Annotated in this window: 21 protein-coding genes and 1 tRNA gene; 13 read left to right on the forward strand and 9 right to left on the reverse strand. The window is 59.7% G+C overall.

Annotation, left to right across the window (positions count from 1 at the left end; translation table 11 throughout):
- Window position 1: 1 nt before the first annotated feature.
- The 5 genes from H4P12_RS11440 to H4P12_RS11460 all read right to left on the reverse strand — a co-directional run bounded on the left by H4P12_RS11440 (window position 2) and on the right by H4P12_RS11460 (window position 4,889).
- Window positions 2-766 (reverse strand): L-iditol 2-dehydrogenase, encoded by a 765-nt coding sequence (locus H4P12_RS11440; protein ID WP_187793794.1) that lies wholly within the window; start codon window positions 764-766, stop codon window positions 2-4.
- Window positions 763-1,761 carry an ABC transporter ATP-binding protein gene (locus tag H4P12_RS11445; protein WP_187793795.1) on the reverse strand — a complete coding sequence of 333 codons (999 nt, stop codon included), beginning with the start codon at window positions 1,759-1,761 and terminating at the stop codon, window positions 763-765. The genes H4P12_RS11440 and H4P12_RS11445 overlap by 4 nt, the downstream gene beginning before the upstream one ends.
- Window positions 1,762-1,774: 13 nt before the next feature.
- Window positions 1,775-2,599, reverse strand: coding sequence for a carbohydrate ABC transporter permease (locus tag H4P12_RS11450; RefSeq protein ID WP_187793796.1), 825 nt, complete (start codon window positions 2,597-2,599; stop codon window positions 1,775-1,777).
- Window positions 2,600-2,609: 10 nt separating this feature from the next.
- Complete coding sequence (locus H4P12_RS11455) at window positions 2,610-3,479, reverse strand: carbohydrate ABC transporter permease (protein WP_187793797.1); 870 nt, start codon at window positions 3,477-3,479, stop codon at window positions 2,610-2,612.
- A gap of 93 nt (window positions 3,480-3,572) precedes the next feature.
- The gene (locus H4P12_RS11460) at window positions 3,573-4,889 is read right to left on the reverse strand and encodes an ABC transporter substrate-binding protein (protein WP_187793798.1); all 1,317 of its coding nucleotides are present in this window, start codon (window positions 4,887-4,889) and stop codon (window positions 3,573-3,575) included.
- 167 nt (window positions 4,890-5,056) lie between these two features.
- Between H4P12_RS11460 and H4P12_RS11465 the strand changes: the two genes are divergently transcribed.
- The 5 genes from H4P12_RS11465 (at window position 5,057) to H4P12_RS11485 (ending at window position 11,364) form a co-directional block, all read left to right on the forward strand.
- Window positions 5,057-5,977: a sugar-binding transcriptional regulator gene (locus H4P12_RS11465; RefSeq protein WP_187793799.1), complete on the forward strand. Its 921-nt coding sequence runs from the start codon at window positions 5,057-5,059 to the stop codon at window positions 5,975-5,977.
- 110 nt (window positions 5,978-6,087) lie between these two features.
- Window positions 6,088-7,107 (forward strand): LLM class flavin-dependent oxidoreductase, encoded by a 1,020-nt coding sequence (locus H4P12_RS11470; RefSeq protein ID WP_187793800.1) that lies wholly within the window; start codon window positions 6,088-6,090, stop codon window positions 7,105-7,107.
- 102 nt (window positions 7,108-7,209) lie between these two features.
- The gene (locus tag H4P12_RS11475; RefSeq protein WP_187793801.1) at window positions 7,210-7,842 is read left to right on the forward strand and encodes a LysE family translocator; all 633 of its coding nucleotides are present in this window, start codon (window positions 7,210-7,212) and stop codon (window positions 7,840-7,842) included.
- Between the two features lie 197 nt (window positions 7,843-8,039).
- On the forward strand, window positions 8,040-9,209 hold the full coding sequence (locus H4P12_RS11480; RefSeq protein WP_343069811.1) for an NAD(P)/FAD-dependent oxidoreductase: 1,170 nt from the start codon (window positions 8,040-8,042) through the stop codon (window positions 9,207-9,209).
- A 94-nt stretch (window positions 9,210-9,303) separates the two neighbouring features.
- Window positions 9,304-11,364: a catalase gene (locus tag H4P12_RS11485; protein ID WP_187793803.1), complete on the forward strand. Its 2,061-nt coding sequence runs from the start codon at window positions 9,304-9,306 to the stop codon at window positions 11,362-11,364.
- Window positions 11,365-11,568: 204 nt separating this feature from the next.
- Here the strand turns inward: H4P12_RS11485 and H4P12_RS11490 are convergent.
- The 3 genes from H4P12_RS11490 to H4P12_RS11500 all read right to left on the reverse strand — a co-directional run bounded on the left by H4P12_RS11490 (window position 11,569) and on the right by H4P12_RS11500 (window position 14,519).
- Window positions 11,569-11,644 (reverse strand) — tRNA-Thr (locus tag H4P12_RS11490).
- An 81-nt stretch (window positions 11,645-11,725) separates the two neighbouring features.
- Window positions 11,726-13,468 (reverse strand): heme biosynthesis HemY N-terminal domain-containing protein, encoded by a 1,743-nt coding sequence (locus tag H4P12_RS11495; RefSeq protein WP_187793804.1) that lies wholly within the window; start codon window positions 13,466-13,468, stop codon window positions 11,726-11,728.
- 10 nt (window positions 13,469-13,478) lie between these two features.
- The gene (locus H4P12_RS11500; protein ID WP_187793805.1) at window positions 13,479-14,519 is read right to left on the reverse strand and encodes a COG4223 family protein; all 1,041 of its coding nucleotides are present in this window, start codon (window positions 14,517-14,519) and stop codon (window positions 13,479-13,481) included.
- Here H4P12_RS11500 and H4P12_RS11505 point away from each other — a divergent pair.
- On the forward strand, window positions 14,518-14,964 hold the full coding sequence (locus H4P12_RS11505) for a hypothetical protein (RefSeq protein WP_187793806.1): 447 nt from the start codon (window positions 14,518-14,520) through the stop codon (window positions 14,962-14,964). The genes H4P12_RS11500 and H4P12_RS11505 overlap by 2 nt on opposite strands.
- A 35-nt stretch (window positions 14,965-14,999) precedes the next feature.
- Here H4P12_RS11505 and H4P12_RS11510 read toward each other — a convergent pair whose 3' ends face one another.
- The gene (locus H4P12_RS11510; RefSeq protein ID WP_187793807.1) at window positions 15,000-15,662 is read right to left on the reverse strand and encodes a uroporphyrinogen-III synthase; all 663 of its coding nucleotides are present in this window, start codon (window positions 15,660-15,662) and stop codon (window positions 15,000-15,002) included.
- Between the two features lie 64 nt (window positions 15,663-15,726).
- Here H4P12_RS11510 and tsaD point away from each other — a divergent pair, with 64 nt between their 5' ends.
- From tsaD to lpxK, 7 genes are all read left to right on the forward strand, one after another.
- Complete coding sequence (gene tsaD, locus H4P12_RS11515) at window positions 15,727-16,794, forward strand: tRNA (adenosine(37)-N6)-threonylcarbamoyltransferase complex transferase subunit TsaD (RefSeq protein ID WP_187793808.1); 1,068 nt, start codon at window positions 15,727-15,729, stop codon at window positions 16,792-16,794.
- Complete coding sequence (locus tag H4P12_RS11520; protein WP_187793809.1) at window positions 16,791-17,735, forward strand: NAD(P)H-dependent glycerol-3-phosphate dehydrogenase; 945 nt, start codon at window positions 16,791-16,793, stop codon at window positions 17,733-17,735. Before tsaD ends, H4P12_RS11520 begins: the two co-directional genes overlap by 4 nt.
- Complete coding sequence (locus tag H4P12_RS11525) at window positions 17,736-18,008, forward strand: YciI family protein (protein ID WP_187793810.1); 273 nt, start codon at window positions 17,736-17,738, stop codon at window positions 18,006-18,008.
- Window positions 18,008-18,421 carry an EVE domain-containing protein gene (locus H4P12_RS11530; RefSeq protein ID WP_187793811.1) on the forward strand — a complete coding sequence of 138 codons (414 nt, stop codon included), beginning with the start codon at window positions 18,008-18,010 and terminating at the stop codon, window positions 18,419-18,421. The genes H4P12_RS11525 and H4P12_RS11530 overlap by 1 nt, the downstream gene beginning before the upstream one ends.
- Before the next feature lie 253 nt (window positions 18,422-18,674).
- On the forward strand, window positions 18,675-18,926 hold the full coding sequence (locus tag H4P12_RS11535; RefSeq protein WP_187793812.1) for a DUF4170 domain-containing protein: 252 nt from the start codon (window positions 18,675-18,677) through the stop codon (window positions 18,924-18,926).
- A gap of 27 nt (window positions 18,927-18,953) precedes the next feature.
- Complete coding sequence (locus H4P12_RS11540) at window positions 18,954-20,135, forward strand: 3-deoxy-D-manno-octulosonic acid transferase (protein WP_187793813.1); 1,182 nt, start codon at window positions 18,954-18,956, stop codon at window positions 20,133-20,135.
- Entirely contained in the window at window positions 20,132-21,118 is a 987-nt protein-coding gene (gene lpxK, locus H4P12_RS11545; protein WP_187793814.1) for a tetraacyldisaccharide 4'-kinase, read from the forward strand. Before H4P12_RS11540 ends, lpxK begins: the two co-directional genes overlap by 4 nt.
- Window positions 21,119-21,188 lie beyond the last annotated feature (70 nt).

Here is a 21,188-nt window from a genome sequence, read left to right on the forward strand (position 1 = left end):
ATCAGCTCATCCAGTTGCCGCCGTCCACATTGAAACATTGGGCGACGATGTAATCGGCTTCGGGCGTGGCAAGGAAAATCGCCATGCCGGTCAAATCTTCTGCGGTGCCCATGCGGCCATAGGGGACGGCTTCGCCGACCTCTTTCTTCTTCTGGCCACGGGGTTTGTTCTCATAGGCGGCGAATTTGGCATCGACGCCGTCCCAGTGATCGCCATCCACCACGCCGGGGGCAATGGCGTTGACGTTGATGCCCTGGGCGATCAGGTTCAACCCGGCCGATTGGGTCAGGCTGATGACGGCGGCCTTGGTCGCGCAGTAAACGGCAACCAGCGCCTCGCCCCGTCTGCCGGCTTGCGAGGCCATGTTGATGATCTTGCCCTTGCGTCCGGTGTCGATCATGTGCCGCGCCACGGCCTGCATCGTGAACAGCGTGCCACTGACATTGATCGCGAAAAGCCGGTCATAACTGTCGCGCGTGATGTCAACGATGGGGGCAAGGTCGAACAGCGCGGCGTTATTGATCAGGATGTCGATGCCGCCCATCCGGGCAGCAGCTTCGGCCACACCTGCATCAATGCTTGCCTGATCCGTCACGTCCATGACGATGGGAACGGCACCGATTTCGGCGGCGGTGGCGCGCACGCCATCACCATTGATGTCGGCAATCGCAACCGTGGCGCCTTCGCGAATATACGCCTCGGCAAAGGCGCGACCGATGCCACGGGCAGCGCCGGTAATCAGCGCGGTTTTACCCTGCAACCTCATAGGGCAAGCCCATCCTGACCGAACTTGTAGATGCGGCCTTCCTGCGGGGTCAGGAAAATGCGGTCGCCGTGGTGAACCGGAAATTCGCCCGCCGCGCGGGCGATGATATGGGCGCCATTGTCCAGATCGATATGCAGGAAGGTGTCCGAGCCAAGATGTTCGGCCACGCCCACGGTGCCCGGGAACTCTCCTTCAGCCTGCGACAGCTTCCAGTGTTTGGGACGGATACCGATGGTATGGGCACCATGGCGGGCGGCATCCTCACCTTCGATGAAGTTCATGTTCGGGCTACCGATGAAACCGCCGACGAACCTGTTCGCGGGACGGCTGTAAAGTTCCAGCGGCGAACCGACCTGTTCAACCCGGCCAGCCCGCAGCACGACGATCTTGTCGGCCATGGTCATCGCCTCGACCTGGTCGTGGGTGACGTAGATCATCGTGGTTTTCAGGCTGTTATGCAGTTCCGAAATTTCGACCCGCATGTTCACCCGAAGGGCTGCGTCAAGGTTCGACAGCGGTTCGTCGAACAGAAAGGCCGAAGGCTCGCGCACGATGGCGCGACCAATCGCCACGCGCTGACGCTGACCGCCCGACAGCTGTCCGGGCTTTCGGTCCAGATAGCTGTCAAGGTTCAGGATCTTGGCGGCATGGCTGACGCGTTTTTCCTGCTCGGCCTCGGACATCTTGGCCATTTTCAGCGGGAAAGCGATGTTCTTGCGAACCGACATATGCGGATAAAGCGCATAGGATTGAAACACCATCGCCAGACCACGCTGGGCCGGGCCCGCATCGGTGACATCCTTGCCGTCGATACTGATGCCGCCAGATGTCACGTCCTCAAGCCCTGCGATCAGGCGCAGAAGCGTGGATTTCCCGCAGCCCGATGGACCGACAAAGACCACGAATTCGCCGTCCTCGATGGTCAAATCGACACCCGGAATAACCTCGACTTCGCCAAAGGCCTTGCGGACGTTTTTCAGTGTAATGGAACCCATCTGATTGTCCCCCTTATTTCACCGCGCCAAACGTCAGGCCGCGGACAAGTTGTTTCTGGCTGAACCAGCCCATGATCAGGATCGGCGCAATGGCCATGACGGATGCTGCCGACAGCTTGGCCCAGAACAGCCCCTGCGGACTGCTGAAAGACGCGATAAAGGCCGAAAGTGGTGCGGCATTCGTTGTTGTCAGCTGGATGGTCCAGAAAGCCTCGTTCCATGCCAGAATGACGTTCAGAAGCAGCGTCGAGGCGATACCCGGCACCGCCATCGGCGTCAGGACATGCACGATTTCCTGCCCCAACGTGGCACCGTCCATCCGCGCAGCTTCCAGAATTTCGCCGGGAATTTCGCGAAAATAGGTGTAAAGCATCCAGACCACGATTGGCAGGTTCATCAGCATCAGCACGATGACCAGCCCGATCCGTGTATCCATCAGCCCGGTCTTCAGAAAGATCAGATAGATGGGCACCAGCACGGCGACGGCAGGCATCATCTTGGTGGACAGCATCCACATCAGAATATCCTTGGTCCGCTTGGTCGGCGCGAACGCCATCGCCCAGGCGGCCGGAACCGCCACGATCAGCGCAAGGACGGTCGAGCCGATCGCGATGATGACCGAGTTCATGAAGGGCCGGAAGTAATTATACTGGGACTGAACCTCTCGGTAACTCTCCAAGGTAAAGCTGGGGATCAGATCGAAGCCTGCAATCGCTTCCTGCTCGGTCTTCAGGCTGGTGATGATTGCGTAAAGGATCGGGAAGAAGATCAGCAGAGCGACCAACCATGCCGCGATCGTGTAGCCGATCTTGGTATTTTGCGAAACAGCGCGTGCCATCCTTGCCTCCTCAATCCAGGTTTTTGCCGACGGCGCGCATCAGGAAGATGGCGACGAAATTGGCCAGAATGACCGCGATGATGCCCCCTGCCGCGGCCCCGCCAATGTCGAAGTTCAGACGGGCGGCGCGATAGATCAGGTAGGTCAGGTTGGTCGAAGCGTTGCCCGGCCCGCCATTCGTGGTCACAAGGATTTCCGCATAGACCCCCAACAGGAAGATCGTCTGGATCAGGATCACGACGGTTATCGCGCGGGCCATGTGAGGCAGCGTCAGATAAAAGAAACGGCTCAGCGCCGATGCGCCGTCCATTTCAGCCGCCTCCATCTGTTCGCCATCCAGCGATTGCAGCGAGGTCAGCAGGATCAGCGTTGCAAAGGGTAGCCATTGCCACGCCACGATCACGATGATCGAGAACAGCGGAAATTGTGCGAACCAATCCACCGGCTGCAGCCCGAAGAATTTCGCAACGTCGGCCAGCACGCCATAACTGGGATGCATGATCATGTTCTTCCAGATCAACGCCGCCACCGGTGGCATGACGAAGAACGGCGAGATCACAAGGATGCGGACGATCCCCTGACCGAAGATCGGCTTGTCGATCAACAGCGCGATCAGAATGCCGCCAACCACCGTGATGCACAGCACGCCCAGAACAAGGATCAGAGTATTCCAGATCGCCTCGAAGAATGCGGGGTCGGTATAGAAATACTGATAGTTGAACCAGCCAGCCCAACTGGTGCTTGCCGGATTCAACAGATTGTAGTTCAGAAACGAATAATAAAGCGTCATTGCCAGCGGCACGATCATCCAGATCAGAAGCAGGATGATTGCGGGTGCGCGCATAAGCCGAGCAAGGCTTTGAGTCTGGCGGGTGGCCATGGCGTGCTTCCTCCGATTGGCGCGGGACTCGCGCGAATTTCGGGTCGGTGCACCGCCCGACCTATCGCCGGGCGATGCAGGTTTTGTCAGGGCTTACTTGGGATAACCGGCCCGAGCCATTTCACGCGTTGTATTCGCCTGAGCCGCTGTCAGCGCATCCGCCGCCGACATCTGCCCAGCCAAAGCCGCCGAGAATTGCTGTCCAACCGCCGTCCCGATCCCCTGGAATTCCGGGATCGCCACAAACTGACCGCCGGTATAGGGGATATCCTGAACCGATGATTTCTGGGTGTTGGCGCCCTCGATCGCTGTCAGTGTCATGGCCGCGAAAGGTGCAGCGGCCTGATAATCAGCGTTTTCATAGAGCGACGTGCGCGTCCCCGGAGGTGCGGCGCGCCAGCCTTCGGCTTCAGCGACCTGCGCTGTATAATCCTTGCTGGTTGCCCAGGCGACGAACTTCTTGGCGGCGTCCGGCGCGTCGGACGATGCCGGGATCGCAAGGCTCCATGCCCACAGCCAGTTGCCGTGGTTATCCACGCCTTCCTTGTTCGGGAATTGCGCAAAGCCGACGTTCTCGGCAACGGTCGAACTGGTCGGATCAGTCACAAAGCTGGCCGCCACCGTGGCGTCAATCCAGATGCCGCATTTGCCCTGCTGGAACAGCGACAGGTTTTCATTGAAGCCGTTCGACGATGCGCCGGGCGGCCCGTAATTGGTCATCATATCCAGATAATCGGTCAGCGTGGCATTCCACTCTGCGCTGTCGAACTGCGGTTTCCACTCTGGGTCAAACCAACGCGCACCATAGCTGTTGGCCATCGCGGTCAGAAAGGCCATATTCTCGCCCCAGCCGGGCTTACCGCGCAGGCAGATGCCGTATTGCTCTTTGCTTTTGTCGGTCATTGCTTCAGCAGCGGCTTTGATCTCGGTCCAGGTCGGACTTTCCGAAATCGTCACGCCGGCAGCCTCGGCCAGATCGGTGCGATACATCACCATCGCCGATTCAGCATAAAACGGCACAGCATACAGCGTGTCATCGACTGACAAAGCCTGACGAACCGGTGGCAGCAAATCGTCGGTGTCGTATTCTGCCGGGAGGTCATTCAGCGGCACCAGCCATTCCTGCTTTGCCCAGATCGGAACCTCATAGGTGCCGATGGTCAGCACGTCATACTGGCCGCCATTGGTCGCAATGTCGGTTGTCACACGTTCACGCAGGATATTTTCTTCCAGCGTCACCCATTCCAGCTCGATGTCCGGGTTCGCCTCGGTAAAAGGCGCGGTCATCTTCTGCATACGGATCATGTCGCCATTGTTCACGGTCGCAATGGTCAGTGTCTCGGCCATGACCGGCGCTGCCAAAGCTGTAAGCGCACATGCCCCCATCAGGCTGCGTATTGTCATCTTCATAACCTTGTTCCTCCTCATCGCTCCCCCCAGGGGCGTTATTTGCCCAGAGCATTGGCAAATGCTCATAGGATGAGGTAAAATTGTCAAATGCATTTTTACGTCGCGTCATAAGTGTTGTTCAGCGTTCGCGACGGCTGAAAGGCCTAACTGACTGAAAGGACTACCAGATGAGGGACGACCGCAAGTTGGAACAGGCCGCGCGCGCTGCCTGGTTGTCATATGTCGCCCGTCGAACGCAGGATGAAATCGCGCAAGAGATGGGGGTTTCGCGCCAAACTGCACAACGTCTGGTGGCGCAAGCCTTGGCCGCGGGATTGGTCAAAGTGCGCATAGATCACCCGCTGACCAGTTGTTTCAGCCTGGAAAAAGACCTGCAAAAGCGATTCGGGCTGAAAATGGCGTCGATCACTCCGGCAGCGGCGGGGCAGACGGGTGTCGCCATGGCCGTTGCCGACTTCATCGAGTCGCACTTACAGCAAGGCGCCCCGATTACACTGGCGGTTGGCGCGGGACGCACCTTGCGCGCCGCTGTGACACAGATGGCGCGAATAGATTGCCCGCAGCACAGGATCGCCTCGTTGACCGGCAATATCTCGGCGGACGGTTCTGCTGCATATTATAATGTCCTGTTTTCGCTATCTGATATCGTCACGGCAAGATCCTTTCCGCTGATGGTTCCGGTCATCGCAACCTCGAAGGAAGAGCGCGATGCCCTGCATCGTCAGCCGGGCAATATCCGGGTTATGGAGATGACCAAGCATGCTCAGGTTGCGCTGATTGGACTTGGCTCAATGGGCTCCGAAGCCCCTTTGGCAAAGGATGGCTTTCTGACCATGGCCGAAATCCTTGCACTGCAGGAACAGGGTGCTGTCGGAGAGATTCTGGGCCATAGTTATGACATCAACGGCAAGTTTTTGCCAAAGAACGAGCGTGTAGCCTCGGCCGAGCTGCCAAGCACGGAACGCGCACTGGTTGTTGCAGCGGCCTTCGGACCCGACAAACGCGATTCGGTTTTTGGGGCACTGCATACCGGGGTGATCAACGGACTGATCACGGACGAGACCACCGCAGCCAGCCTGCTGAAATAGCGATCTTTCCCCGGCCTTGCAGCCGCATGGGCTGAATACCTACATTCCTGTCAACTTGGTAGCGCAGCCTAATTGCGCAAAAGACCAGTATTGGAAATAGGAACAGTTTCATGAAAAATATCGGCTTCTTGTCCTTTGGGCACTGGTCCCCTGACCGTGGTTCACAGGTCAAATCCGCCTCGGATGTCTTGCACCAGTCCATTGATCTGGCCGTGGCCGCAGAGCAAATTGGCGTCGATGGTGCCTATTTCCGGGTTCACCACTTTGCCCAACAGCTTGCCTCGCCCTTTCCGTTGCTGGCGGCCATCGGTGCCCGCACCTCGAAAATCGAGATCGGGACCGGCGTCATCGACATGCGTTATGAAAACCCGCTGTATATGGTTGAAGATGCGGGTGCGGCGGACCTGATTTCGAACGGGCGTTTGCAGCTGGGTATCAGTCGCGGCTCACCCGAGCAGGTGATCGACGGGTGGCGGTATTTCGGCTATCAGCCGGGCGAGGATGAGACGCAGGCAGACATGGCCCGTCGCCATGCCGAAGTGTTCCTGCAACAGCTTGATGGAAAAGGCTTTGCGCAGCCCAATCCACGCCCGATGTTCCCCAACCCACCCGGCCTGTTGCGGCTGGAACCGCATTCGCCGGGCCTGCGTGACCGGATCTGGTGGGGGGCTGCGACCAATGCGACCGCGGAATGGGCCGCCGAAATGGGTATGAACCTTCAAAGCTCCACCCTTAAGGCCGATGAAACCGGAGAGCCGTTCCACGTTCAGCAGGCGCAACAAATCCGCATGTATCGCGACGCATGGGAAAAAGCTGGCCATGATCGCAAGCCGCGTGTTTCCGTCAGCCGTTCGATCTTTGCCCTGATCAATGACGAAGATCGCCGCTATTTCGGGCGCGGTGGCAAGGATTCTGATCAGGTGGGCGCAATCGAGCAGACGCGGCATATCTTTGGCCGCAGCTACGCCGATGAGCCGGACAAGCTGATCGACCAACTGCGCGAGGATGAAGCGATTGCCGAGGCTGACACCCTGTTGCTGACCATCCCCAACATGTTGGGTGTCGATTACAATGTGCATGTGCTGGAAAGCATCCTGACACATGTCGCACCGGCCCTGAACTGGCGTTGAAGCAACAAAAGCGCGGCCGAAACCGGCCGCGCTTTCCCAAGGGATATTGTCCATCCGACCCGATGATGCCTATGGTGACGCAGTCATAGCCCCAGGTCGAACATGCCCGAGCTTTCCAACCTTCTTGCCTTCGCCCTGATATCGCTTGGAATGGTCCTGACGCCGGGACCGAACATGATCTATCTGATTTCACGCTCTATCAGTCAGGGCCGGATTGCCGGTCTGATTTCCTTGGGCGGCGTCGCATTGGGGTTTGTGTTCTACATGCTTTGCGCGGCTTTCGGGATCACCGCCATCGTGATGGCGGTTCCGTTTGCCTATGACACGCTGCGTATCGCGGGGGCGCTGTATCTGCTGTATCTGGCATGGCAGGCGGTGAAGCCCGGCGGCAGATCGCCCTTTCACGTCAAGGCATTGCCCAAGGACACCCCTCGCAAGCTGTTCGCGATGGGCTTTCTGACCAACCTGCTGAACCCGAAAATCGCGGTCATGTATCTGTCCCTGCTGCCGCAATTCATCCAGCCGGGTCATGGCACGGTTCTGCTGCAATCCGTTGCACTGGGGGCAACGCAGATCATCATCAGCGTCAGCGTGAACGCAATCATTGCCATCACGGCGGGCAGCATTGCGGTCTTTCTGGTGCGGCGCCCGACCTTTGCTGTCGTCCAGCGATGGCTGATGGGAATGGTGCTGGCGGGTCTGGCGCTGAAGATGCTGACCGAAGCGCGCCGCTAAGGCTTTGCCATAACGGCGCATCTGGTTCGGCGTGCGTGCGAATGCGCCGCACCGTGGGGCATCTGTGTTGCCGCCCGTCACAGGAACCGTTTCCCCGACCAAGGGTTAAGTGTGATCGGCCTGCGTTTGGAGGACATATGGCGGACCGGGATGCAGAAACCCGCAAAGACGACCTTAGGACCGGAACACCGTTCTGGGTGAGGACGCCGAATTCCACCGTATCGCAAGAGCGTTCGCTGAACGTCGATCATGTCGAGGTCATTGTCATCGGCACCGGGATCAGCGGCGCCCTTGTCGCCGAGGCGCTGACAGCGCAAGGGCGTTCTGTGCTGGTGCTGGACCGGCGTCCGCCTGTTCGCGGCTCGACGCCCGCCTCCACGGCGATGATACAGCACGAAATAGACGTGCCATTGACAAAGTTGCAGCGCCAGATCGGGGCTGACAAAGCAAACGCCGCCTGGCGTCGTTCGGTAAAGGCCGTCAATGATCTGGTCGACCTGGTTGAGCGCCTTCGCATCGACTGTGCGATGGCGCGCAAACCGGCGCTGTATCTGACCGGTGATCAGATGGGAAAGCGCGCCTTGAAGGCCGAGGCCGAGGCACGCCGTGCAATCGGCATCGAGGCCGAATACCTGAACGCGACCGATCTTGCCAATGAATACCAGATGAACCGGACGGGCGCGATCCGTTCCGTCGCCTCTGCCTCGGCCAATCCCGCGCAGTTGACGGCAGGGTTGCTGGCGCAGGCGATGCAGCGCGGCGCGAGGGTGATCTCGCCCATAGAGATCACCGACATGGCCGAACTGCCTGGCGGCATTGCGCTTGCCACCCGACAGGGCGAGGTTGTGACAGCGGACCACGCGGTGTTCTGCACCGGCTACGAATTCCTGCCGCAGATGAAGACCTCGACCCATCATGTCACATCGACCTGGGCCCTGGCGTCACGGCCCCTGACGCGACTGCCGGACTGGATGAAACAGACCATCGTCTGGGAAGCCTCTGACCCCTATCTTTACTTCCGCACCGATGACGCGGGCCGGATCATCGCGGGCGGCGAAGATGAAGATGCCGCGGCCGCCAATTCCGACCCGGACAAGCTGGTGCGGAAGGCGACCATCATCGCACGCAAACTGCACGACCTGACGGGCGTCGACATCGGCCGACCCGCCTATAGCTGGTCGGCACCGTTCAGCGTGACGAAAGACGGGTTGCCGATCATCGATACTGTTCCGGGCTTCACACGTATTCACACCATCATGGGCTTCGGCGGCAATGGCATCACCTTTTCGATGATCGGCGCCCAGATCGTTGCTGCCAAGATCGCGGGGCGCTCTGATCCGGACCGAGCGATCTTCCGCTTCAGATAAGTTTATTCCGGGAACCTGCCCACTGAAGGTCCGTTGCCTTTTCAAGGCGGCGTTCATCGCCGTTGCCACCCCACTTTCAGGAAGGCAGGAAAAGATGACCGACGACAAAAAATTCAAGACCGAGCGCGGCGACGCAGGTGAGCTTCACCAGATCGCCGTTGGCGACGACCCGGCGATGACCACGAATTTCGGTGTCCCGATCTCGGATAACGAAAACAGCCTGAAGGCCGGCGTGCGCGGACCCACCCTGCTGGAAGATTTCGTGCTGCGCGAGAAAATCTTCCATTTCGACCATGAGCGCATTCCGGAACGGATCGTTCATGCACGCGGATCTGCCGCCCATGGCTATTTCGAATGTACCGACCCGATTCCTGAAATCAGCCGCGCCAGCCTGTTTTCCGCCAAAGGCAAGAAGACCCCGGTCTTCACCCGTTTCTCGACGGTCGCAGGCGGTGCGGGTTCGGTTGACACCCCGCGCGACGTTCGTGGCTTTGCGGTCAAGTTCTACACTGACGAAGGCAATTGGGACTTGGTCGGCAACAATATCCCGGTCTTCTTCATCCAGGACGCGATCAAGTTCCCGGACCTGATCCATTCGGTCAAGATGGAGGCCGACCGCGCCTTTCCCCAGGCCGCATCCGCGCATGACACCTTCTGGGATTTCGTATCGCTGATGCCGGAAACTCTGCACACGTTAATCTGGGCGATGTCGGATCGTGGCATCCCGCGCAGCCTGAGGATGATGGAGGGTTTTGGCGTCCACACCTTCAAACTGGTGAACGAGAAGGGCGAAGAGACGTTCTGCAAGTTCCACTGGCGCCCGAAACTTGGCACGCAATCCTTCGTCTGGGACGAATCCGCGAAAACACAGGGAGCGGATAACGATTTTCATCGCCGCGATCTTTGGGAAGCGATTGAACGCGGGGACCACCCAGAGTGGGATTTTGCCGTTCAGGTCTTCGACAAGGAACTGGCCGAGACGCTGCCCTATGATGTGCTGGACGCGACCAAGATCATCCCCGAAGAGATCGTGCCCCTGCGTGTGATCGGCCGGATGGTGCTGGACCGTAACCCGGATAATTTCTTCGCGGAAACCGAACAGGCCGCCTTCCTGCCCTCGAACGTGGTGCCGGGGATCGACTTCACGGATGATCCCCTGCTGCAGGGGCGGCTGTTTTCCTATCTCGACACACAGAAATCGAGGCTGGGGACCACGAATTTTCACCAGATCCCGATCAATGCACCGAAATGCCCCTTTGCCAACATGCAGCGTGACGGGCTGATGCAGACCCATGTGCCGAAGGGCCGCGCAAATTACGAGCCGAACAGCCTGAACGAGGCCGGCGAGGATCCCGGCCCGCGACCGGTCAGCACCGGTTTCCGCACGGCCCAGCAGCACGTCGAGGGTGACAAGCTGCGGATGCGCGCAGAATCCTTTGGCGATTTCTACAGCCAGCCACGCATGTACTGGAACTCGATGACCGACAATGAGCGTGCGCATATCGCCTCGGCCATGGTGTTCGAATTGTCCAAGGTCGGACTGCCCCATATCCGCGAACGGATGCTGGGCCATTTGCAGGTGCTGCATCCAGATCTGGGCAAGCGGGTTGCGAAGGGACTTGGCATGAACCTGCCAGCGCCGGCCAAGGCCGTTATCCAACCGCTAGACCTTGATCCGTCTGAGGCATTGTCGATCCAGAAGAACTGGCAGCGGACGCTGGAGGGGCGGCAGGTCGCGATCCTGTTTGACGAAGGGTCGAGCAAGGCCGAGATCGACAAGCTTAAAAAGGCGGTCGAGACCGCAAAGGGCACAGCATTCACCATCGCTCCGAGTGTCGGCGGGATTTCCCTTGAGGGCGGGACGATGAAGGCCGACGGCCAACTCGCCGGCTCGCCCTCGGTGCTGTTCGATGCGGTGGCCTTGGTGCTGACACAGCAGGCGGCGCAAAAGCTGGCCAAGGACAGCGCCGCTGTTGGTTTCGTCTCGGACGCCTTCGCGCATCTTAAGGCCATTGGTGCCAGCGAAGGGGCGAAGCCGCTGTTGGATCGTGCCGGGATTGAGGCAGACGAAGGCGTTACTGATCTGGCAACGCTGCCCGAGGCGGCCAAACTGAGGTACTGGGATCGCGAGCCAAAACTGCGCGATCTCGCCTGAGCGCCAGAGCCCTGGGCAACTGTGCGATCCAGCACCGACTGGGCGTCGGGGCCGTCATGCGTTGACCGCGCCCGGACGGCTGTCCACCGCGCCCGCACAGCGCCACCCGAGACGTCGCATAAAACGAAGCACCGCAGGTCTTCTGCGCAGGCTTGAACGATGCCCAGATCGACATTCTTAAGATTTGATGAGAATCTCACAACCTGGTGCCGATGAAGGGACTCGAACCCCCGACCCCATCATTACGAATGACGTGCTCTACCAGCTGAGCTACATCGGCACTTGGTTGTGGTGCGCCGGATAACAGGTTCCGGCGTAGGTGGAAAGAGGGGCGCGAACATTTTTCGCGCCCCTCATCCGATTATGGTTTGATTTTGCCTTCGGTCCAATCGGCCTCGTCAGGTGGAACAACGTCAGGGCGAACCATTTCGCGTTCCTCATCCCGCGTCGGCGTTGGTTTCAAATCTGGCGTTGGTGCCGGTCCAACGGGCCCTGAAACAGTTTTTTCCGGCATTGATGTAGCCGGGTTTTCGGTCTCTGGCTCGGGCGTTTCTGCTTTTTGCGGTGCAGGCTTTTCAGGGGTGGGCTCGTCAGCCTTGACCACTGAGGTCGCGTCCAGAAGTTCAGCGTCTTCCGGTTGCGGCTTATCGGCGCGCGACGCCACAACGCTGTCAGGTTCGACAACGTCAGTCGGGTCGGCCGCCGGTTGTTGTTCCCGCTTTGGCGCACCAACCAGCAATGGCAGCAGCTCTGCCCCGGCGGTTGCAGAGGCCGCACCGCGTTTTTCGACCGGCTCACGCCAGCTGAGCGTATCGAAGCCACCGCAACTATCACAGACAGGTGCCCAGTCGGTCATGATATTCTGACATTTGTCACAGCACCATTGCGGGCCGCGCGACGCGGTCAGGGCACGCGCAAGCCATCCACGAACGACGCTGTCATCCGCGCCTTCGCCACGTTCAATCGCGGCCATGATCGACAGGGTGCGCACCGTCGGATGCGTCTCGGCCAGATTACCAAGCTCACGACGAGCAGCCGGGAAATCCTCGGCCGTCAGCAGCAGTTCGGCCTTCAACAACCGCGATTCTTCGTCGCTCGGATTGCGTTCGATCAGGCGGTTGAAGCGGGACAGACGTTGTGTCGGCGTCTCATTCGGCTCGATTTCAGCATAGGCCGCGGCGACGTCGGGATGCGGACGCACCGACCATGTTTTTTCCAATAAGCGCGCAGCGTTGCGGGCGTCGTTCTGGGCGATATAGCTGCGTGCAGCCAGAACGGCGGCAGGGATCAGGTCGGGCGAAGCTTTGGCAGCGGAAATTGCAGCTTCCCTTGCGCTGATGGACGTGCCTTTGGCCAGAACATCGCTGGCCTCTTGCAGGGCCAGAACGGCATCGCGACGAATTTGAACATCCTTTGGAATTTCGCCCAGACGCTGTTTTTCCTTCAGCATCTTGCGGGCTCCTTTCCAGTCGCCCTCGCGCATTTCCAGTTCCAGCAACGTGTCCTGAATTTCCTTGTGGCGCGGCTTCAACGCATAGGCTTTCTGGGCCAGCAGAAGTGCGGTTGCCGTATCGCCATCCTCAAGCTTCTGACGCATCAGTCCACGGATACCGACGAAACGGGTGCGGTCGTCCTCGAGCAACTGACGATAAATCTGATTGGCCAGTTTTTTATCGCCGGCAACCTCTGCCGCCTGCGCGGACAGCAGGTTGGTGATATGCGTGTGTTGCAGATATTTCTCGGCCCTTGCCGCCTTGTCCTGCGCCAGTTTGCCTTCGCCGGAAGCGATCGCCAACACAGCATCCCCAAGCGCCTGATAGCCCTTTTTCTCGCGTGAGCGATCAAAATAGCGGCTGATTGCAGTTTCATCGCCCGCGATAAAACGGATAAAGGCCAGCAATAGCCCCAAAAGCTTCAGGGCGACCCAAGTTAATACCAGCAGAACCAGCAGCGCGACGATGGCCTTCAGCGGGGTCAGTGCAATCTCTTGGCCGCCATATTCAAGATGCAACACCTGCCCTGTTTTTGACAGATGAATGGCGCCCAGCGCCAAAGCCAAGACAACCGCAAAGAAGGCTACGATTTTCATAACGGAAATCAGCATGATACCGCCCTCAATTCGACATGGCTGAAAGACTGGAAAGCGCGGCCTGCGCATCGCGATAGGCCGTAGCTTTGGCAGTCCATTCAGCCATCAGCTGCGCGTTTTTTGCCACATCAGGAAGGGCCTCCATTTCAGTCAGCGCATTGCCGATACGACCGGCCTCGACCTCGGCATTGGCGCGCGACAGGATGGCGTCTGGATCGTTGCCTTCGCGCGGCTCGACCGAACGGGCCCCGGTTTGCGCGCGCAGGAAATTGGTAAAAACATTGCCTTGTCCCGAAGCGCTTTCCTCACGCAGGGCGGCCCGCAGCGCGGCCCGCACCGCATCGGGAAATTCGCTTTGCAGCGTTCCAAGGCTGGCGATTTCACGGTTCAGCGCATCAGGCGTTTCGATGCCGACCCCTTCCATCGTCTGTCGTGCTTCGTCTGGCTGCAGCCCACGATCCAGTGCCGTCTGCAGCGAGGCGATCGCAGCCACGGCCTCGGCGCGACGCGTGCTTCCCTCGGCCGCCTCTTGCAGCTTCCGAGCCTCGACCTGTGCAGCGGTGATTTGCGTTTGCGCCTGTTCAGCAGCGGTCTGGATCTGGTTTTCCAACGCAGCGGCCTGTGCGGTCAGGGTCTGCAGGCGTTCGGCCAGCGCCGGATCAAAGGCCGGGCGGTTCGACAATTGATCAATCTGCTGGGCCTGCGCGTCGATGCGCTGTTGCATCGCTGCCAAATCCCGCGTCGCATCGTCAGATGTCGGGACCGCTTGCAACTGGGCCTGCAATTCCTGGATCCGACGGTCAGCCGCAGCCTCTGCGGCGCTTGTGGCATTGCTTTGAATCGCTGCCACGTCAATCTCGGCCGTCTGCTGTTCCGGCAACCATGACGCCGGTAGAAACGGTAACGCCATGATGGTCGCGACGCCCCCGATCAGGGCAGCGACACCGCCCCCAAACACCAACGGCCAGAAGCCTGCCTGTTCACGTTTTGCCGGCTGTGCATCTACGGGCTTTTCGGGTGTGGGTTTTTCGGGTGCGGCCTTGGGCGGCTGTGATGTCGTGGTCATGGGTTTGGCGGGTTGCGACTTTTCTGGCTCAGGTTTCGCAGGTTCGGCTTTCGCCGTCTCAAGCTTCAATGGCGACTCGGGTGTCTTTGGCGTTGATGGCATGGGCTTTTCTTCGGGCTTAGCGGTCCTGGACACGGCGGCGGGCAATCCTTCGATCTTGTTCCCGACCAGATTGGACTTCACGGGCTCAATACTACCACCGCTGGCAGCAGCAGCCTTGCCTTCACCGGGTTCAACAGCTTGCGATCTAATCGTCCCCCTCTGGGCCGCCTGTTTTTTGGCGGTCAGGCCAGTGTCCGTAGAATTGGTTGACGTCTTTTTCGGCTTCGGCGTGCCCGAGGTTTTGGATTCTTCTGGCTTTTTCACGGCAGTCCTCGTTATCGCGCGCCATAGTGGCCCAGTGGCAGCATTTAGAGTGGCAGCATTGATTTTGATGACAGCCTAATAAGGCGCGGCCATCTGCTCAACCCGCAGTGATGATTAATGTTCCCTAACAGGTAGCTGGCGAATTGCCGCAGCCATAGCACGGGATGAGGGTTCACTGGCGATATTTCGTGCCACAGCCGGGGCGTTCCAGGCGTCCATGGCCGCCCGACTGATCGCTACAGGCCAAAGCGGCGCCTGCGCGTGGGAAACCTGCTGCCCAAGAATCCGGGCCGAACGCGGGGAAAACAGCGGCACGACAACCGGGTCAGTCACCGCCAGCAGATCCCGTGCAGCGCCCGTCAGTGCAAGCGGCAGTTGATCATAGACGACGACATTTTTCACGGGCAATTCACGGGCCAGATGTCGCCCGTGGGGATGCAGCAAGGGGATTTCTGCGGCGGCGATCAGGGGCAACAGGCTTTCGGCAAAGCCATTGCCTTCCACAACCTTGAAACCCGCCCGCCGGGCCAGCTGGCCCGTTCGTGGGCCGACGCAAATCGCCAGCCTGCCCCTGCCCGCACCCGCCGATGCGATGGCGTGGCCAGAGGTAAAGACAAGCCCTTGGGCGCTGCGCACCACATCCACGTCATGCGCCACAGGCACGATTTCCAGAATCGGAGAGATAATGGCCCTCCATTCCGGAAGCATCGCAGCAAATCGCTGCGAATCCGCATAGGGGCGCGTTAACAGAAGCGTGGGTCTTGCCACCGTCGCCATTGGCTTCCCTCTTGGCCGATGCTAGGCCACAGGGGTAAGCATCAATCCCTCGCCCGGCAAGAGCATGGACAATATCATCTTTCTTGGCATCGAAAGCAGTTGCGACGACACGGCGGCGGCCATCGTCCGGGGCGACGGGCATATTTTGTCCTCGGTCGTCAGCAGTCAGACGGCCCTGCACGCCGAATTTGGTGGCGTCGTGCCGGAAATCGCGGCCCGTGCCCATGCCGAACGTCTGGACATCGCTGTTGAGCAAGCCCTGGCTGAAGCTGGCATAGGCTTGCGCGACCTTTCAGGTGTTGCCGTGACTGCGGGTCCGGGACTGATTGGTGGTGTCATGGCCGGAGTGATGGCGGCCAAGGGGATCGCGGCCGGTGCCGGATTGCCGCTGGTTGGGGTGAATCACCTTGCCGGACATGCCCTCACGCCTCGTTTGACCGATGGCGTCGACTATCCGTATCTGATGTTGCTGGTATCTGGCGGGCATTGCCAGTTTCTGCTTGTGGACAGCCCGGAAGATTTCACGCGCCTTGGCGGCACCATCGACGATGCTCCGGGCGAGGCTTTTGACAAGCTGGCCAAGCTTTTGGCCCTGCCGCAACCCGGCGGCCCATCGGTCGAGGCCGAGGCGCAACAGGGCGATCCTGATCGCTTCAGCCTGCCGCGTCCACTGCTGGACAGGCCCGGCTTTGACATGTCGTTCTCGGGCCTGAAAACCGCCGCCCTGCGTCTGCGCGACCAATTGATCGCAGAGCAAGGCGGTCTGCGCGAAACCGACCGCCGCGATCTCTGCGCCGCATTTCAGCTCGCCGTGGCCGAGGTTCTTGCCGAAAAATCCCGCCGGGCGCTGGCTGCCAATCCGGTTCCGGTTTTGGCCGTCGCGGGCGGTGTCGCCGCCAATCGCACGATCCGCGCCGCGTTAGAGCGGGTGGCCCATGACGCGGACGCAAAGTTCTTAGCGCCCCCTTTGCGCCTTTGCACGGATAATGGTGCCATGATCGCCTGGGCCGGGATCGAGCGTTTCCGCCTTGGCCATCACGATGGAATGGATCTGGCCGCACGCCCCCGCTGGCCGCTTGATCGCAACGCCGCACCCATGCTGGGGAGCGGCAAGAAAGGGGCCAAGGCATGAACGATGTGACAATCCTTGGCTCGGGCGCCTTTGGAACCGCATTGGCGGTCGCGTTGGCGGCGAATGGTTCTGTCACCCTATGGGGGCGCGATATTGATTGGGGGCGCGAAAACCCTCGGCTTCCCGGCGTCACCCTGCCCGATCAGATTGTGCTGACCAATGATCTGGCGTCAGCGACCAAGGCGGATACAATCCTGCTTGCGCTTCCGGCACAGGCCTTGCGCAGCTTTCTGGATCAGCATGCCCGACGGCTTGACGGCAAACGGCTTGTCAGCACGGCCAAGGGGATTGATCTGCAACGTCTGACCGGCCCCTCGATCCTGATCGCCGAAGCCTGTCCGAATGCAACGGTTGCTGTTCTGACCGGCCCCTCCTTTGCTGCCGATATCGCACGGGGCCTGCCCACGGCACTGACGCTGGCCTGCGGGGATGACGCTGCTGCGGTCGACTTGCAGAAGATGCTGTCCACGCCGGTCCTGCGGCTTTACCGCAGCAACGATGTCACCGGCGCCGAGCTTGGCGGAGCGTTAAAGAACGTGATTGCGATCGCCGCCGGCGTGGTGATTGGCGCGGGCTTTGGCGACAGCGCGCGCGCAGCGATCATCACCCGTGGCTTCGCCGAAATGACCCGGCTGGCAACCCATATGGGAGCGCGGGCCGAAACACTGGCAGGTTTATCGGGCTTGGGCGATCTGACATTGACCTGCACATCGGCCCAATCGAGGAATTTCCGCTTTGGACAGGCGTTGGGCAAAGGCGAGGAATTCGACCCCTCGACCACTGTCGAAGGTGCAGCGACCGCCCGCGCCGTCTCCGCGCTTGGCGTCAAGCTGGATCTGGACATGCCCATCGCCGCGATGGTTGCCAAACTTGCCCAAGGCGGTGCGTCCGTGAAAACAGCCGCCGAATCTTTGATGACCCGCCCCCTGAAGGAGGAATGAATGCCGCTTTTCGCCGTGATCTGCCGGGATAAGCCCGGTGCGCTACAAATCCGTCTGGACACCCGTGACACTCATCTGGGCTATATCAAGGAGAGCGGTATCGTCGCCATGGCCGGTCCGCTGATCGAACAAGGGGACATGCGCGGGTCGCTGGTCATCGTGGAAGCCGATGATCTGGCAGCTGCGCAAAACTGGGCTGCCAACGACCCCTACAAGGCAGCAGGGTTGTTTGAAAGCGTCGAAATCATCGAGTGGAAAAAGGTCATTGGCTGATGCAATACTGGCTGTTCAAATCAGAGCCTGATGTTTTCGGCTGGGACGATCTGGTTGCCAAAGGCGATCAGGGAGAAGAATGGGACGGTGTGCGCAATTATCAGGCGCGCAATATGATGCGGGCCATGAAAATCGGTGATCGCGGGCTGTTCTATCATTCGAATATCGGGAAAGAGGCCGTCGGCATCGTTGAAGTGATTGCCGAGGCGCACCCCGATTCCAAGGCGGATGATCCAAAATGGGAATGCGTGGACATCAAGGCGATCGAGCCATTGCCCAGCCCGGTATCACTGGATCAAGCCAAGACGGAGCCACGCCTGAAAGACATGGCACTGGTCAAGAATACCCGTCTTTCGGTGCAACCCGTAACCGAAGATGAGTGGAAAGTTGTCATGGAAATGGCCGGTCGCTGATATCTGTCGCTGACATCCATCCGCCACAAGAAAATAATGTCCCGGTCACACCCCGGCCGGGACATCAATTGGTCGCAGCATCGTGTCATGACTTCCAATGGGGATTGGATGACGTTCAACACTGCACTTAAGATAATACCTCATGCGTGACGCATTCACAAATCTAAACTGATTAGTTTTTTGCCTGTCTCGGCTTTTTCTTGCACGGCTTGCAGGCTAGGTTCCGCCCATAAACGCACTTACGGAGGCTAATATGAGCCAGCGTCTTCATCTGGTGTTCGGTGGCGAGTTGACCGACACTCAATCAACGCAGTTTCGCGATGTGGACAATATCCATATCGTTGGCATCTTTCCGAATTACGAATCCGCCTATAGCGCCTGGAAGGCCGAGGCGCAGCGCACCGTTGACAGCGCCCATACCCGCTATTTCATCGCCCATCTGCACCGCCTGCGGGACGAAGAAACCGCCGCCAGCGCAACCGAAGAACTGGACGTTCGCGGCTAACCTTTCTGCTCGATTGGACGATACGGCATGGCATCAGAAAGCTGGAGGATCGGGCGTCTGGCACTTTGGCTGGAACTGCGCAAGCCCAGCGCGGACCGCCCTCTGCTTTCCTTGCCCGAAGCTGACGGTCCATTGCTGCTGATAAGGCCGTCGCCGGATGCCGCAATCGCGCTGGAACAGGTTCAAAAACGCCTGCAACGGGCACGGCCCGATCTGCGTATCCTTCGGATTGACGATCAGTATCTTGCCGATACGGGCAATAGCCTGACAACCGCGGAAGCCTTGATGGATACCGCAAACCCTGTTGCCCTGCTGCTGCTGGGCACCGATCTACCAGCAGCGCAAATTGAGGCCGCAAGCCGAAAAGGCATCCCGGTCATCCTGGCCGAAGCCCGCTTCGACCGCACCGATACCGGCTGGAGCATGCGCAGCGCGATGCGTCGCGAATTGTTGCGCAAGGTGAAACTGGTCCTTGTCACGGATCAGACCAGCCAGCGCATTGCCCTGCGGATGGGCGTGCCCCGCGACAAACTCGTGATGACGGGTCCCGTCGCTGAAATTCGCGAACCATTGTCCTATGTCGAGGAGGAGCGGTCGGCTTTTGCCGCGTTGATGCAGGGGCGGCACGCCTGGTTTGCAGCGTCGGTTCCACAAGCTGAAGAACAGGCGGTTCTGGAAGCGCATCAAGCCGCTTTGCGGCAGTCACATCGGGCGCTGTTGTTCCTGGCACCGCTTGATCCCGACCGGATCGACGATCTTGCCGCCGAAATCGAAGCGTCGGGCCTGACCGTAGCGCGCCGCACCCTGGACGAAGATCCAACCGATGAGGTTCAGGTGATGTTGACGGATGGCGCGACGGAAATGGGGCTGTGGTATCGCCTTGCGCCTGTCACCTATATGGGCGGGACACTGTCTGGCGAAGATGCCGAAACGCGACATCCGTTTGAACCAGCGGCCCTTGGTTCTGCCATCGTTCATGGGCCGGTCACGGGCCAGTATCCGACCCAATGGCAGCAGTTGCAGGGGGCCAAGGCCTCGCGTCAGGTCAGCGACGCGAATGATCTGGCCACCGCAATCGCCGAACTGACATTGCCCGAGCATATCGCGACCCTGGCCAGCAATGCCTGGATCGTCAGCACAGGCGGCGCGGACGTCACCAACCGCATTTGTGCGCCGGTGCTGGATCTTCTGGTAAAGGAACGAAAATGAGGCGCGCACCCGCATTCTGGTATCACACGCCGCCCAGCCTGACCGCGCGATTGCTGTCTCCCCTCGGTGCAATCTATGCCCGCGCAACCGCCCACAGATTGGCTGATGGTGCGCGGGCACGTGTCGGTGTTCCGGTCATTTGCGTTGGTAACCTGAATGCAGGCGGCACAGGCAAGACCCCGACCGTCATTCATCTGCAACAAACTCTGATGGCGCGAAAAATTGATGCGCATGTCGTGTCGCGCGGCTATGGCGGCAGTGCCAAAGGACCGATCATGGTGCAAGAGGCCGCGCATGACGCCGCATTGGTCGGGGATGAGCCGCTGTTGATGGCCGCATTCGGACCCGTCTGGGTCAGTGACGACCGGCTGACCGGGGCAAAGGCCGCTGTGGCTGCGGGCGCAAAGGCGATCATCCTTGATGATGGTTTTCAGGATCCCGCATTGGCCCATGACCTGTCGCTTGTCGTCGTCGATGCGGCCAAGGGGTTCGGCAATGGTTTGTGCCTGCCCGCCGGTCCCTTGCGCGAACCCGTGGAGATTGGTCTGGCGCGCGCTGATTTTCTTCTATCCATCGGATCGCCTGACGCACAGGCGCACTTCACGTCGCCCGCGACAACACCGCCCCACTTGCGGGCCGAACTGAAGCCGCTGCAAATGGGCTTTGACTGGACCGATCACCGCGTTCTGGCATTTGCCGGGATTGGCCATCCAGAGAAGTTTTTTGCGACATTGACCGCGTTGGGCGCAAAGGTGATCCGGGCAGAAGCGTTGGATGATCATCAACCCTTCACTCCGGCGTTGCTGACCCGGTTGGAAACCGAAGCGCGACTGCATGATGCGCAAATGGTCACCACGGAAAAAGACGCCGCCCGCCTGCCCCGCAGCTTCCGCTCAAAAGTCATGGCGGTGCCAGTGCGGCTGGAATTGCAGGACAGCACCCCGTTGACCAAAGCCTTGGATCAGATGTTTCGCGCTGATTAACGCCCGACGCTCTTTGCAATCCGTGTTGCGATACCGATATAAAGGGTGAAAGCGGCCATTTCGGCCCAAC

The sequence above is a fragment of the Paracoccus amoyensis genome, assembly GCF_014490725.1.
GTDB classification, from domain to species: Bacteria; Pseudomonadota; Alphaproteobacteria; order Rhodobacterales; family Rhodobacteraceae; genus Paracoccus; species Paracoccus amoyensis.